At 72.9% G+C, this 13,733-nt stretch carries 12 protein-coding genes; 6 read left to right on the plus strand and 6 right to left on the minus strand.

What is annotated here, in order from left to right:
• The first annotated feature begins 22 nt into the window (after positions 1-22).
• The 3 genes from ABD126_RS17350 (at position 23) to ABD126_RS17360 (ending at position 4,112) form a co-directional block, all read left to right on the plus strand.
• The gene (locus tag ABD126_RS17350) at positions 23-1,687 is read left to right on the plus strand and encodes a DUF885 domain-containing protein (RefSeq protein WP_343934888.1); all 1,665 of its coding nucleotides are present in this window, start codon (positions 23-25) and stop codon (positions 1,685-1,687) included.
• A gap of 68 nt (positions 1,688-1,755) precedes the next feature.
• On the plus strand, positions 1,756-1,863 hold the full coding sequence (locus ABD126_RS17355; RefSeq protein ID WP_343934889.1) for an AAA family ATPase: 108 nt from the start codon (positions 1,756-1,758) through the stop codon (positions 1,861-1,863).
• A gap of 98 nt (positions 1,864-1,961) precedes the next feature.
• On the plus strand, positions 1,962-4,112 hold the full coding sequence (locus ABD126_RS17360; protein WP_343934890.1) for an esterase-like activity of phytase family protein: 2,151 nt from the start codon (positions 1,962-1,964) through the stop codon (positions 4,110-4,112).
• 24 nt (positions 4,113-4,136) lie between these two features.
• Here the strand turns inward: ABD126_RS17360 and ABD126_RS17365 are convergent, their stop codons facing one another.
• Genes ABD126_RS17365 through ABD126_RS17380 form a run of 4 tightly spaced genes read right to left on the minus strand, consistent with a single transcriptional unit; the run spans position 4,137 to position 7,603 of the window.
• Entirely contained in the window at positions 4,137-4,769 is a 633-nt protein-coding gene (locus tag ABD126_RS17365) for a hypothetical protein (protein WP_343934891.1), read from the minus strand.
• Positions 4,766-5,506: a hypothetical protein gene (locus ABD126_RS17370; RefSeq protein ID WP_343934892.1), complete on the minus strand. Its 741-nt coding sequence runs from the start codon at positions 5,504-5,506 to the stop codon at positions 4,766-4,768. Before ABD126_RS17370 ends, ABD126_RS17365 begins: the two co-directional genes overlap by 4 nt.
• Positions 5,503-7,011 (minus strand): WXG100 family type VII secretion target, encoded by a 1,509-nt coding sequence (locus ABD126_RS17375; protein WP_343934893.1) that lies wholly within the window; start codon positions 7,009-7,011, stop codon positions 5,503-5,505. The genes ABD126_RS17370 and ABD126_RS17375 overlap by 4 nt, the downstream gene beginning before the upstream one ends.
• A 10-nt stretch (positions 7,012-7,021) precedes the next feature.
• On the minus strand, positions 7,022-7,603 hold the full coding sequence (locus ABD126_RS17380) for a YbaB/EbfC family nucleoid-associated protein (RefSeq protein WP_343934894.1): 582 nt from the start codon (positions 7,601-7,603) through the stop codon (positions 7,022-7,024).
• 210 nt (positions 7,604-7,813) lie between these two features.
• On the opposite strand from ABD126_RS17380, the gene ABD126_RS17385 reads away from it, so the two are divergent.
• Positions 7,814-8,623, plus strand: a complete 810-nt coding sequence (locus ABD126_RS17385) for a peptidoglycan-binding domain-containing protein (protein WP_425542838.1) — start codon at positions 7,814-7,816, stop codon at positions 8,621-8,623.
• A 72-nt stretch (positions 8,624-8,695) separates the two neighbouring features.
• Complete coding sequence (locus ABD126_RS17390; protein ID WP_343934895.1) at positions 8,696-9,415, plus strand: hypothetical protein; 720 nt, start codon at positions 8,696-8,698, stop codon at positions 9,413-9,415.
• Between the two features lie 74 nt (positions 9,416-9,489).
• Here ABD126_RS17390 and ABD126_RS17395 read toward each other — a convergent pair whose 3' ends face one another.
• The gene (locus ABD126_RS17395; RefSeq protein ID WP_343934896.1) at positions 9,490-11,034 is read right to left on the minus strand and encodes a S8 family serine peptidase; all 1,545 of its coding nucleotides are present in this window, start codon (positions 11,032-11,034) and stop codon (positions 9,490-9,492) included.
• 30 nt (positions 11,035-11,064) lie between these two features.
• Complete coding sequence (locus tag ABD126_RS17400) at positions 11,065-12,624, minus strand: S8 family peptidase (RefSeq protein WP_343934897.1); 1,560 nt, start codon at positions 12,622-12,624, stop codon at positions 11,065-11,067.
• Between the two features lie 199 nt (positions 12,625-12,823).
• Between ABD126_RS17400 and ABD126_RS17405 the strand changes: the two genes are divergently transcribed.
• Positions 12,824-13,726 (plus strand): Ppx/GppA phosphatase family protein, encoded by a 903-nt coding sequence (locus ABD126_RS17405; protein ID WP_343934898.1) that lies wholly within the window; start codon positions 12,824-12,826, stop codon positions 13,724-13,726.
• Positions 13,727-13,733: the final 7 nt, after the last annotated feature.

Consider the following 13,733-nt stretch of genomic DNA (forward strand, 5'->3'; position numbering starts at 1 on the left):
GGGTGACGGCGGAAGGAGCACGGTGACCGACCTGGCGACCCTCTCGGCGGACTACTTCGCGGACCTGCTCGCGTTCGACCCCTTCGGCGCCACGGCGTTCGGCGCGCCCGGCCACGACGACGCGGTGCCCGACCCCAGCCGGGCGGCCGACCGGGCGCAGGCGGACCGCCTGGCCGCCTTCCAAGCCCGCCTGGACGCCCTCACGCCCCCGGAGGACGCCGTCACGCCGCAGGACCCGGTCACCCGGGACATGCTGGAACGCCTGCACGCCGACCAGCGGGCCGAGCTGGCGACGGGTCTGGGCGTGGGCGCGTTCGAGGTGGGGGTGACCGGCACCATCGCGGGTCCCCAGAACGCCGTGTTCGCCGTCGTGCCCACCGTGCGCCCGGCCGGCGAAGAGGCCTTCGCCGCCTACCTGCGCCGCCTGTCCGCCCTCGGCGGCTACTTCGACGCCCTGGGCGCCCGCTACGAGCAAGCCGCCCGCGAGGGCCGGCACTCCACGGCCACGGGCGTCCGCCAGGCCGTCGAGCAGCTCCGCGCCTACCTGGCCTCGCCGCTCACCGGCGACCCGTTCCTGCGGCCCGCGGCCGGCGACCCGGACCGGCTGGACCGGGTGGCGGCGGCCGTGGCGCGCGGCGTGCGGCCCGCGGTGGCCCGGTTCACCGGCACGCTGGCGGCCCTGGCCGGGCGCGACGACGACCGCGTGGGCATCTGCCACGTGCCCGGCGGCGACGAGGCGTACGCGGCGGCCACCCGGTCGCACACCTCGACGTCGCTGAGCCCCGAGGAGCTGCACCGCCTCGGCCTGGACCAGCTGGCCCGCACGCACGAGGAGTTCGCCGCGCTGGGCGGGCGCGTGTTCGGCACGAGCGACGTCACGGAGGTGCTGCGCCGGCTGCGCGAGGACACCTCCCTGCGCTTCGACACCGCCGAGCAGATCGTGGCCACGGCCACCGCCGCGCTCGACCGGGCGCGGGCCGCGCTGCCGCGCTGGTTCCACCGCTACGACATCGCGCCGTGCGAGGTGCGGCCGATGCACGAGGTCGAGGCGGAGAACTGCACGCTCGCCTACTACCTGCCGCCCGCCGACGACGGCTCCCGGCCCGGCGCGCACGTCGTGAACACGCACGACCCCCGGTCCCGGCCGCGCTACGAGTACGAGGCGCTGGCGTTCCACGAGAGCGTGCCCGGCCACCACCTCCAGCTCGCCCTGGCGCAGTCGTCGGGCGACCTGCCGGGCTTCCGCCGGTTCAGCTACGTCACCGCGCACGCCGAGGGCTGGGGCCTGTACTCGGAGCGCCTCGCCGACGAGATGGGCCTCTACAGCGACGACCTCACGCGCATGGGCATGCTGTCGTTCGACGCGTGGCGCGCGAGCCGGCTGGTCGTGGACACGGGGATGCACCACTTCGGGTGGTCGCGGGACCGGGCGGTGGCGTTCCTGCGGGACGGGACCGCGCTGTCGGAGCGCAACGTGCGCAACGAGATCGACCGGTACATCGCGTGGCCCGGCCAGGCGACCGCGTACCTGGTGGGCCGCCTGCGCATCGAGGAGCTGCGCGCCCGCGCCGAACGGGCCCTGGGCGCCCGCTTCGACATCCGCGACTTCCACCACCAGGTCCTGGCCAACGGCGCCGTCCCGCTCGACACCCTGACCACCGTCGTGGACCGCTGGATCGCCGGATGACCTCGCCGGGTGGCGGACGACCCGGTGGCGGACAGCCAGGTGACCGACGAGCCGGTGACGGACAGCCGGTGACCGACGAGCTGGTGGCGGGCGTGCCGGGCACCGGCAAGAGCACGCTCGCCGAGGCCCTGGCGCGGCACCCGCGCGCCCCGGTGTTGGTGGACGCCGTCCGCTGAGCCGCCGGTCACCGGGCGTTCACCCGCGTGTCGTCCGGGCGGGCTACAAAGCGCGGACCGTCGAGGGGTTGGAGGTCCGGGTGGCGCGTCGTGCGGTTGTGCTGGCAGGGGTGGTGGCCTGCCTGGTGTCGTCGGTGTCGCCCGCCGCGGCGACGACGCCGGAGCGGTTCGAGCGGGTGGCGACGTTGCCGGTGTTCCGCAACAGCGGGGTGGAGCAGCACACCGCCGCCGAGATCGCCGCCGCCACCGCCGACGGCCGGACCGTCGTCTACACCGACTCCCCCGCCGAGCGCATCGGGTTCGCCGGGGTCGAGCGGGACGGCGGCCTCACGCCGCGCGGTGTGCTCGCCGTGCCCGGCGAACCGACCTCGGTGGACGTCGTGGGCCGGCTCGCGCTGGTGGCCGTGCGGACCGGGGCGGCGGCCGGGCGGCTGCTCGTCGTGGACGTGGACACGCGGGTCGTCGTGGCCACGCACGACCTGGGTGGGCAGCCGGACTCGATCGACGTCTCGAAGGACGGCCGGTACGCGGCGGTCGCGATCGAGAACGAGCGGGACGAGGACGTGGCCGGCGGCGCGTTGCCGCAGGCCCCGGCCGGGTTCCTGGCCGTGGTGGACCTGGTCGGCGCGCCCGCCGCGTGGACCGTGCGCCGGGTCGGGCTGACCGGCCTGGCGCAGGTCGCGCCGGAGGACCCCGAACCGGAGTACGTCAGCGTGAACGGCCGTGGCCAGGCCGCGGTCACCTTGCAGGAGAACAACCACATCGCCGTCGTGGACCTGCGGACCGGCGCCGTCGTGCGGCACTTCCCGGCCGGCACCGCGACCGTGACCGGCGTGGACGTCGCCGACGACGGCCGGATCGACCCCACCGCCACCGTCACCGCCGCGCGCGAGCCGGACGCCGTGGCGTGGCTGGACGACCGCACCCTGGCCACCGCCGACGAGGGCGACTACCGGGGCGGCTCGCGGACGTGGACGGTGTTCGACGCCGAGACCGGGCAGGTGGTGTTCTCCTCGGGCAACGAGCTGGAGCAGGTCGCCATCAAGCAGGGCCAGTACCCGGACGGGCGGTCGGACAACAAGGGCGTCGAGCCGGAAGGCCTGGCCGTCGCGACCTTCGGGCGGCACCGGTACGCGTTCGTCGGCCTGGAGCGGGCCAACCTGGTCGCCGTCTACGACGTGGACGACCCGCGCCGGCCCCGGTTCGTGCAGGCCCTGCCGACCGGGGTGGGCCCGGAGGGCCTGCTGCCGATCCCGGCCACCGGCACGCTCGTCGTGTCCGCCGAGGAGGACGCGGCCGACGACGGCATCCGGTCGTCGCTGACGTCCTACCGGCTGACCCGCAAGCCGCTCGCGGTCTCGCTGGCGCGCAACGCGGGTTCGCCGTCGATCGTGTCCGACGGCATCGGTTTCGGCGCCCTGTCGGGGCTTTCCGGCGTGCCGGGCGACCACCGGCACGTGGTGGCGGTGACCGACTCGGCGTACCAGCCGACCCGCGTGCTGACCATCGACACCGTCGCCGCGCCCGCCCGGGTGAAGGCCGAGTCGACCATCCGGAAGGACGGCGCGCCGGTCTCCTACGACGGCGAGGGCATCGCGGCCAAGCCGGGCGGCGGGTACTGGCTGGCGGCCGAGGGCAACGGCAAGAAGCTGCCCAACCTGCTGGTCGAGGTGGACGCGGCGGGCGCCGTGCTGCGGGAGGTGCCGCTGCCCGCCGAGGTCGCGGCGACCGCGTCGAGCAACGGGTTCGAGGGCGTGGCGCTCGCCGGTGGCCACGTGTGGGTGGCCGTGCAGCGGGAGTGGAAGACCGACGCGCCCGGCCAGGTGACGCTGGCCCGGTTCACGCCGGCGACCGGCGAGTGGGCGTTCGTGGCCTACCCGCTGGACGCGCCGACCACCGGGTGGGTGGGCCTGTCGGAGCTGACCGCGCTGGACGACCGGACGCTGCTGGTGCTGGAGCGGGACAACCAGCGCGGCGACGCGGCGGTGACGAAGAAGGTCTACCGGGTGGACGTGTCGACGGTCGCGCCGGTGCCGTTCGGGCAGCCGAAGCCGTTGCTGCGCAAGGTGTTGGCCCGTGACCTGCGGCCCGCCCTGACCGCCGGCGGCGGCACCGCCCACGACAAGCCGGAGGGCCTGGCCGTGGTCGGCTTCGGCCCGCTGCGCCGCCTGGTCGGCGTGGTGGACAACGACGGGCTGGACGACGCGCCGGGCGAGTCGGTGTTCCTGCGCCTGGGCTGGATCCGGTAGGGGCTCGGCCTCCGCGAGGCGCGGCTACCAGGCGGCCGGGCCGCGCGCCGGAGGCGCGCCATGGGACACAGCGCGCTCCAACGCCCGCCGGACCTTGCCCCCTGCGAACGCGTCCCGCAGGTGCAGCACGGAACCGTCCACGAAGGACAGCCGAACGACCGGCGGCACACCGAGGCTGTTGCCGACGAACACCGAGTCCAAGCGGGCGACCTGCGCCGCGGGGATCTCGGCGTGCGTCGTGAAGACCGTCTGCGGTTCCCTCAGCAGCAGCTTCGTCGGGTAGACCACGGCCACCCGCCGGTCGCTGACCGCCAGCCGCGCCAGCCCGCGCGAGTGCGCGAAGTGGTCGGCGAGCCGCACGGCCGCGTCGGAGACCTGCCGCGCCAGCACGAAGTAGCCCACGCTCGGGTCGTCCACCCAGTCGACGTCGGGGTTCGCGGTGACGTGCTCGGTGGGCAGCGGCCAGTGCTCCTTGCCCAGCTCCAGCAACGGCACCGCGCCGACCGCCCGGAACGGCACGACCACGTCCGCGCCGATCCGCGCCGCCACGTGCGCCTCGATCGGCGGCAAGCCCAGCAGCAGCCGCTCGCCGGGGGCGAGCCAGAACCGGCCCAGCTCGCGCTCCACGATCTCGTCGTTCACGTCGAAGGTCGTCATCGCGCACCATTCGTCAGCTCGACCGCGCGCTGCACGAACTCCGGCTGCGCGAACACGAAGTCCACCCCGGAACCGTCCACGAACGACACCCGCAGGCACGGCTTGCCCTTGCGCTCGGACGGCCCCACACCGCCGATCTGCCCGCGCGGGAACTCGTGCACCACGGCCATCTCGGGCACCACCACGGGCTCGCCGGAGGTGTTCGGCCCGTAGTCGTGGTAGCTGCCCGCGACGATCTTGGCGACGTCCACGCCGAAGTCCACCACGCTCTTGCCGAAGCTCATCGTCTTGCCCAGGAACGACTTCTCCGGTTCGGGCTCGGTCTTCGCCGCCACCACCCGGGACACGACGAGCCGCTGCGCGGTCAGCGTCCACACCGACCCGTGCCGCTGCCCCGGCGTGCCGATGGCGGGCACCGCCTGGTGCGCCAGGCACCCCGGGCCCGGGCCGAACACCAGGTGGTCCGCGACCGGCTTGTTGTTGTTCCCGCTGTCGCCCTCGCTCGGCCCGAACACCACCGAGCCGACGAACTCCACCGCGAACTCGCCGACCCCGCGCCCGACGGCGCGCGCACCCCGCCCGAGCAGGCTCCCGCGCGGGTTGCCGACCTCGTCCAAGCCCTCCACGTCGAGGTAGAAGGCGCTGCGGGCGGTCGCCCACAGCAGTTGCTCACCGGGACGGCACACCCGGAGCCGGGACACCAGCCCGGCCCCGGGCGCGGAGCTGAAACCGCTCACTCGTACTCGAACCCGCGGTTCATGGCGTCCTGCCGCTCCTCATCCGACGACGGGTCCTGCCCCTTGTTGTAGCCGTACTTGATGCCCTGCTCCATCGCCAGGCCGGGCGCGTTCTCCATGACGCCGTTGGTGATCGCGGTGGGCACGTGCGTGGTGCCGGACATGCCCGCCATGCGCAGACCGGCCTCGGTGAGGTTGGTGGTCAGCGCGTTCGCGCCGTCGCCGTCCACGCCGTAGCGGGCCGCGAACCGGTTGCCGGTCTTGGACGCCATGGTCGCGGCCTCCTCGACCCCGTTGACCACCCGCGGCGACGCGTCGGCCTTGGTGACGATCTTGGCCAGCGGGTTGGCGTCGATCTGGCGGGCCAGCCACTTCTGCGCCATGTTGCCGTCGCGCAGCCCTTCGGCCTGCTCCACCAGCTTCTTCAGCGGGCCCTTGCGCAGCGCCTGGAGCATGTCCTCCAGGCGCTTGATCAGCGGCATCAGCTTGCTCAGCAACTGGCTGACCTTCATGCCCAGCCGGCCGCCCGCGATCGACACCTGCGCGGTGGTCATCGCGCCCGCCGCGCCCAGCGAGCCGCCGGCGGTGATCCAGGACGCCGCGATGGCCGCCAGCCACTCGATGATGAGGCCCATCACGAGTTCCTGGAGGATGTCGATGCAGATCTCCACGAACGCGTCGAACAGGTCCGCCGCGATCTCCAGGATCTGCTGGACGTTGCGGATCTCGTTGGCGAACGCCTTCGCGCCCTCGGCGAACTCGCCCATCTGCTGCCGGAACTTGTCGCCGGCCGCGCCCTTCCACGCCTCGGCGGTGGACTGGGCGCGGTTGTTCTCGTGCTCGCCGGCCTGGTCCAGCCACTCGGCGACCTTCGCCCAGCCCTGCGCGGTGCTGCGCATCTGCTCGGGGTCGCCGATCGCCGGTTCCAGCACGAACTCCACGATCGGGCTGATCACCAGGCCGATCAGGAAGCCCAGGCCGTTGTCGATGAACGACTGGCCGGGGCTCATGACGAGCTGGAGCTGTTCCATGCGGGCGTTGACCGCGGCGATCGCGACGTCCGGCGGGCTGCTCGCGCGGGCGATGTCGCCGGAGGTGCTGACCCACGAGCTGCCGTAGCCGCCGTGCTGCTCCAGGAAGCCCTTGCTCTTGCCCGCGCCCGCGCTGTTGAGGTCGCCGAGCCCGCCGGGGCCGCTCATGCCCTTGTCCAGGTCGCTGAACGCCGACCGGATGAGGTCCTCGACCTCCAGGTAGGTCTGCGCGGTCTGCTCGGCGCGCTCGGCGACGCCCTCCATGAACGTCTTGGCCTTGTCGGCCATGTCCTGGCATTCCTGCAGGCTGTCGAAGTACTTGAACGCCATCAGCTCGCCCAGCGGGCCGAAGCAGTCGTCGGACACCCGCGCCTGCTCCAGCAAGCCGGCCAGCCGGCCGAAGTTGCCCGCGGCCTCCTGCGAACCCCTGCTGTGCGCGAGCAGCGCGCCGCTGTCGACGTCGTAGCCGGTCACTGTCCCCCCGTTACCTCAAGATCGATCCGAAGCCCTCGTCGTCGTCTCCGACTTCCGGGGCGGCCGGTCGGTTCCGCGGTGCCGGCGGCCGGTTCTGCTGCCACCCCGGCTGCGGCGGCCCGGCAGGCTGCGGCGGCCGGCCGGGCGGCACCTGCGGCGGCGGCATGTGCGGGGCCGGCCTGTGCTGGGCCGGCGTCTGCTGGGGCGCGTTCGGCGGCGCGCCGGTCACCGGCTCCGGGCCCAGCGGCTGGATCGGCGAGTGGGCGCTGAACGCCTCCTGGAACTGGGCGGCCTTGTCGCCCAGCACCGGCCCGACGGTGTCCTGCAACGCCTGCGCGGCGTTCTGCGTGGCCTGCCGGATGGCGCCCAGGATCTCCTGCTGGAGCTGGGTGTGGCTCATCCGCATGGCGTTCGGCGAGAGCTGGAGCCCGAGCACCGCGCCCGACGGCGCGACGGTCACCACGACCGACCCGTCCCCGTTGCGCGCCTGTCCGCGCAGCTCCGCCAGCTTGTCCTTGATCTGGGCGACCTTGCCCGCCTGCTCCTGGAACGAGCGGATGGTCTCGTCCAGGCGTGCCCTGCGATCCGGCACCGGTAGTCCCCCTGTCACCGCAGGTGTTGCTCCATCGGGCCCAACCGTAGCAATGCCGTGCCGCCCGCGTGACCGGAACGGGGCAGGCCCGCAGGGCACGTGAATTCTCAACGAACTTCGTTCACCTGAAGTCAACCATTGCCAAGAACCGGTGCGTCGCGCTTCACTGGGCCACCAGGTGGTTGCCCCTGACAACCGGTGGAGGCGGACGTGGTCGGACGGATCGCGGTGGTCGTCGGTGTGCTGCTCGGCGTGCTCGGCGCGCCGGCGCCCGCGGGGGCGGCGCTGCCCGTGGTGGACATGGAGGCCGTGCTCAAGGCGGCGCAGATCGACCCCCGGCGGGCCGACTCCGCCATCACGCCCGGCAGCGGCGAGAGCGTGCTCCAGGTCGAACGGGCGCTCAGCGCGAAGGGCCTGCTGCCCTCGACCTACGTGGACGGCCACTTCGGCACCCGCACCATCGACGCCTACGCCGCCTACCAGCGCTCACTGGGCTACACGGGCCTCGACGCGTCCGGCTTCCCCGGCCCCACGTCCATCCAGAAGCTCGGCGAGGGCCGCTACACCGTCACCCGCCTGGTCTCGGCGGGCAGCCGCACGACCTACCACAGCGCCACCATGAACACCCGCACCAAGGCCATGCTGGTCGAGGCCGAACGCCTGCTGGGCCGCACGCTCGGCATCACCCAGGGCTCGTACAGCACGAGCAACCCCGGCTCGGCCGGCACCCACGACGGCGGCGGCGCGCTGGACATCTCGGTGTCCGGCATGACCGCCACCACCCGCACGACCGTGGCCCGCGTCCTGCGCCAGGTCGGGTTCGCGGCCTGGATCCGCACCCCCGACCAGGGCTTCGCCTACCACATCCACGCCATCGCGCTGGCCGACCCGGACCTGTCCCCGGCCGCCCAGCACCAGGCCGGCGACTACTACCTGGGCTACAACGGCCTGGCCGACCGGGGTCCCGACGACGGTCCGGTGGTCACGCCGAAACAGACCTGGGAGGAGTACCGGCGCTGATCGCCCGATCGGGGAAACGATCAAGCGTGCGAACCTGTGCGCACCCGGCGCCGCCGCACAGGAGAAGTTCGAATGCGAAGACTCATCGCAGCACCGGCCGTCGTCGCCCTGGTCCTGGCGACGACGGCCGCCGCGAGCCCGTCCATCGTGGACCCCCGCAACGGCGGCCTGCCCTGCGCCGCCACCCTGAACTCCCACCTGGGCCGCCTGGCGGTCCGCGTGGTCGAGCCCGAACCCGGGCAGACCGTCGACTTCGCGCTGTGGCCGCGGGACGCCCCGGGCGAGCGCGTCGAACGGCCCGGCGTGGCCGTGAACCCGGCCGGCACGGCGTGGACGTCGATGCCCGGCACGTTCGGCCACGGCCGTTCCTACGCCTGGCAGGCACGCCTGACCGGAATGCCGTGGACCCCGGAGTGCCACTTCACCGTGGACACGCTCGCCCCGCCCCACCCCACCGTCACCTCCCCGAACTACCCGCCGGCCGCCAGCGGCACCGCGCCCGCCGACCAACCGGGGACCTTCGTCCTCGACGGCGGCGGCGACCCGGACGTGGCGGGCTTCGAGTACGGGTTCCAGGAGGAGGCGACGGGCCGGCGGTGCGAGGTCCAGGCGTGGGACGACCTGGTGTGCGCCGACCCCTTCGACCACCCGGGAACGGTCCGCGCCGGCACCCCGGGCGGCCGGGTGGAGGTGCGGGTGCACCCGCCGGGCGGGTTCGCGCGGCTGTTCGTGCGGTCGGTGGACGCCGGCGGGCTGCGGTCGGAAGCGGTGGTCTACGAGTTCATCACCTGACCACCGAACGGAAGGCGGGCGGTGGCCTTGTGAGCCCCCGCCCGCCCTTTCTCCACCTGCACCGGACAGTTGGTCTAGAAGGTGATGCTCCAGCCGTCGATGTTGCCGGTGTCGTAGGAGTACACGTCGGTCACGCGCAGCTTCCACGTGCCGTTCTTGTTCTCCGCCGACGTGTTCACCGAGAAGGTCTCGTGCACGCCCGCCGACGACCCCACGCCGCCGGCCTTGCGCAACACGATCACCGCACCCGACGGACCCACCAGGTCGATGGCCAGGTCACCCGTGTACGTGTGGTTGATGTCCACCTTCACCTGCGTGGACGCCGTGCCCACGCCGTCGCAGTTGGACACCGCGATCGACGACGTCACCGCCGCGCCCGCGTCCGGGATCGCCACGTCGTCGGTGTTCGAACCGCCGGCGCAGGTGGGCGGGGTGCCGCCGCCGAACGCCGTCGTGTAGAGCAGCTTGTTCGGCGAACCCGTGCCCGGGTTCTTCACCACGCCGCTGGTAGCGTTGTCCACCAACGCCTTCAGCACCTGCGCGGGCGTCGCCGACGGGTTGCCCGCCAGGTACAGCGCCGCACCGCCCGCCACGTGCGGCGACGCCATGGACGTGCCGCTCATGTTGGTGCTGCCGGTGTCGCTGGAGTGGCTCGCCGACGTGATGTTGTTGCCGGGCGCGAAGATGTCCACGCACGAGCCGTAGTTCGAGAACGACGCCCGGTTGTCCTGGTTGTCCGTGGCGCCGACCGCGATCACGTTGGTGTTGCGCGCGGGACCGGTGCCGCAGGCGTCGGCCGAGCTGTTGCCCGCCGCCACCACGAACGGGACGCCCGCGGCGGTCAGGCGCGAGATCGCCTCGTCGCCGATGCCGGGGGTGTCGAAGGTGAAGCTGCCGTTGACCACCGCGGGCTTGACCGCGTTCTTCGCGATCCACTCGATGCCCTCGACGCCGTCGGAGTCCGGCGCGCTGCCGCCGCAGCCCAGGATGCGCACCGCGACCAGCTTGGTCTTCTTGGCCACGCCCCAGGTCTTGCCGCCGATCGTGCCGGACACGTGGGTGCCGTGGCCGTTGCAGTCCTGGGCCTCCGGGTCCTCGTCGACGAAGTCGTAGCCGTCGGCCGCCCGGCCCTCGAACTCCGCGTGCGACTTGCGGATGCCGGTGTCCAGGACGTACGTGGTCACGTTGGACGCCGTGGTGTTGTAGGTGTACTTGGTGTCCAGCGGCAGGTTGCGCTGGTCCACCCGGTCGATGCCGTAGGTCGCGTTGCTCTGGGTGTCGGCCACCCGGGCCGTGCCGTCCTGGTACACCTTCGCCACCGCCGGGTCGGCGGCGAGCCGCCGCGCCTGCCGGTCGGACAGGTCACGCACCAGGAAACCGCGCATCGCCACGGTGAACACCGACTTCAGCTGCCCGCCGTACCGGCCGACCAGCGCCTCGGACTCGGTCTGGATCTGCGCCTGGGTGCGCGGGACGTCCTTGAGCGACACCAGGAAGCTGCCCGCGAACGGGCGCTTGGCCGGGACGTAGTCGGCTTCGGCCTGGGCGGACGCCGGGGGCGCCAGACCCAGGGCGGCCAGGGCGGCGATCGCCGACGCGGCCGTCAGTCGTGCCTTCATCTCGCTGTGCCTCCAACGATCGCAGGGAAATCAGAAGGAGAGGGACCAGCCGTCGACGGTGCCGGTGTCGTAGGAGTACACGTCGGTCACGCGCAGCTTCCACGTGCCGTTCTTGTTCTCCGCCGACGTGTTCACCGAGAAGGTCTCGTGGACCCCCGCCGAGGAGCCCACGCCGCCGGCCTTGCGCAACACGATCACCGCACCCGACGGACCCACCAGGTCGATGGCCAGGTCACCCGTGTACGTGTGGTTGATGTCCACCTTCACCTGCGTGGACGCCGTGCCCACGCCGTCGCAGTTGGACACCGCGATGGACGACGTCACCGCCGCGCCCGCGTCCGGGATCGCCACGTCGTCGGTGTTCGAACCGCCGGCGCAGGTGGCCGGCGGGCCGCCGATGAACCCCGTGTAGAGCAGCTTGTTCGGCGAACCCGTGCCGGCGTTCTTCACCACGCCGGCGGTGGCGTTGTCGGTCAGGGCCTTGGCCACCTGGGCGGGCGTGGCGGCGGTGTTGCCCGACAGGTACAGCGCCGCCGCGCCGGCCACGTGCGGGGTCGCCATCGACGTGCCGCTGATGGAGTTGGTGCCGCCGTTGTGCCAGGTGGAGGTGATGCTGGTGCCCGGCGCGAAGATGTCCGTGCACGACCCGTAGTTGGAGAACGTCGACCGGGTGTCGGAGCTGTCCGTGGCGTTGACGGTGATGGCCTCGGCCGTCCGCGCGGGGGACGTCGAGCACGCGTCCTTGTTGTCGTTGCCCGAGGCCACGGCGAAGGTGACCCCGGAGGCGACGGCGCGCCGCACCGCGTCGTCCACGGACGAGTCGGCCGACCCGCCGAGGCTCATGTTCGCCACGGCGGGCTTGACGGCGTTCTTGGCCACCCAGTCGACGCCGCCGATGATCTGCGACCACTGGCCCGAGCCCTGGCAGTTCAGCACCCGGACGCCGACCAGCTTGACGTCCTTCGCGACCCCGTAGGTGGTGCTGCCGATGGTGCCGGCGACGTGCGTGCCGTGGCCGTTGCAGTCCTGCGCGACCGAGTCGTTGTCGATGAAGTCGTAGCCGTCGACCGCGCGGCCCCCGAAGTCGCTGTGCGCCTTGTGGATGCCGGTGTCGACGACGTACGCGGTGACGTTGGACGCGGTGCCGGCGTAGTTGTACTTCTTGTCCAACGGCAAGTTCTTCTGGTCCACCCGGTCCAGGCCCCAGGTCGGGTTGTCCTGGGTGCCGGTGGCCTGCGCGATGCCGTCCTGCTCGACGTAGTCCACCGCCGGGTCGGCGGCCAGCCGGCGGGCCTGCGCCTCGGACAGCGTGACCGAGAAGCCCCGCAGCGCGGCGGTGTAGGTGAGCTTGAGCGCGCCGCCGTACCTGCGGGCCAGTTCGCTCGCCTTGTCGGGGGTCCGCTGCGCGTCGACCGCGCTGTCCTTCAAGACCACGATGTAGGCGTCCTTCACCGTGCCCGGCTCGTTCGCGCCGCGGATCGTGCCCTCCGGCGCGGCGGCGTAGCCGTAGCCGTAGCCGTACAGCGTCAACGCCGACGCCGCCAGGCAGGCGGTGACGACCCGTCGCCGGGTCGAGCGATCTTGTCGCATCGGGGGTTCTCCGTTCCACTCGGCCGCCCAGCAGGGGTTGTGAAGACCGGCGGCCACGTGGAACCCACCTTCGGGCGACGCGGGAGCGTGAACAATCCGGGTAGTACTACGTAGGGCTACGCAAACTAAGCGGGGTTTCACCCGATGTCGCGGTGGGCATCCCCCGGTACCTCGTCGAGTCGTGGTTGGCGGTAGCGCAATGTCCGAAGGTGGAAGACAGCTCGGCGTCCTGGACGTCGGCTGCTTCAGCGCTCACCTGCTCGTGGTCGGCGACCACGAGCTCAAACCCGTGCTCAACCACAAGGTCCGGCTGCGCCTGGACCAGGCCCTGGACGACACCGCCCGGGTGCGCCGCAAGGGGATAGAGCAGGTCGTGGCGGCCGTGCGGGAGTCGCTGGCGGTCGCCGAGCGGGCCGGGGTCAAGCACGTCCTGCCCTACGCCACGTCCGTCCTGCGGGACGCGCCCAACGCCGCCGAGGTGTTCGCCGAGATCGCGGCCGGGACCGGCGTGGCGCTGCACGTGCTGTCCGGCGCCGAGGAGGCGCGGCTGTCCTACCTGGCGGCCCGGCGCTGGTTCGGCGCGGGCCCCCTGCTGGTGCTCGACATCGGCGGCGGCACGGTGGAGCTGGCGGCCGGTGACGCGGCGGAGCCGGCGGTGGTCGGGTCGCTGCCCTACGGCGCGCGGACGGTGAGCAGGCGGCCGGTGCCGATGAAGAAGGTGCGCCGGCAGGTCGCCGACCTGCTCGGGGACGTTCGCGGGCACCGGGCGGTCGGCTGCTCGAAGGTGTTCGAGCAGCTCGCGCGGCTGGCCGGGGCGCGTTCGCAGCGCAACGGCGTGGCCGTGCCGCGCTCGCTGAACGTGACCGACCTGCGCCGCTGGATCCCGCGCCTGGAGTCGATGCCGCCCGCGAAGCGCGCCGCCCTCCCGGGGATCTCGCGGCACCGCGCCGGGCAGGCGCACGCGGGCGCGGTGGTGGCCGAGACCCTCATGCGGGCGACCGGACACGACGAGGTGGTGATCTGCCCGTGGTCGAGTCGGGAGGGGCTGCTGCTCACCCTCCTGGACGCCGCGGGCTCCGGCAAGAAGTGTCGGGTGGCCTGAAAGGACT

The sequence above is a fragment of the Saccharothrix mutabilis subsp. mutabilis genome (genome assembly GCF_039521145.1).
GTDB lineage: Bacteria > Actinomycetota > Actinomycetes > Mycobacteriales > Pseudonocardiaceae > Actinosynnema > Actinosynnema mutabilis.

What these genes read in the sequence shown, in the direction of transcription:
- ABD126_RS17365 (WP_343934891.1), bottom strand. Translation starts at nt 4,769, where the DNA reads ATGACGACCTTCGACGTGAACGACGAGATCGTGGAGCGCGAGCTGGGC.
- ABD126_RS17390 (WP_343934895.1), top strand. Translation starts at nt 8,696, where the DNA reads ATGCGAAGACTCATCGCAGCACCGGCCGTCGTCGCCCTGGTCCTGGCG.
- ABD126_RS17395 (WP_343934896.1), bottom strand. Translation starts at nt 11,034, where the DNA reads ATGAAGGCACGACTGACGGCCGCGTCGGCGATCGCCGCCCTGGCCGCC.
- ABD126_RS17400 (WP_343934897.1), bottom strand. Translation starts at nt 12,624, where the DNA reads ATGCGACAAGATCGCTCGACCCGGCGACGGGTCGTCACCGCCTGCCTG.
- ABD126_RS17405 (WP_343934898.1), top strand. Translation starts at nt 12,824, where the DNA reads ATGTCCGAAGGTGGAAGACAGCTCGGCGTCCTGGACGTCGGCTGCTTC.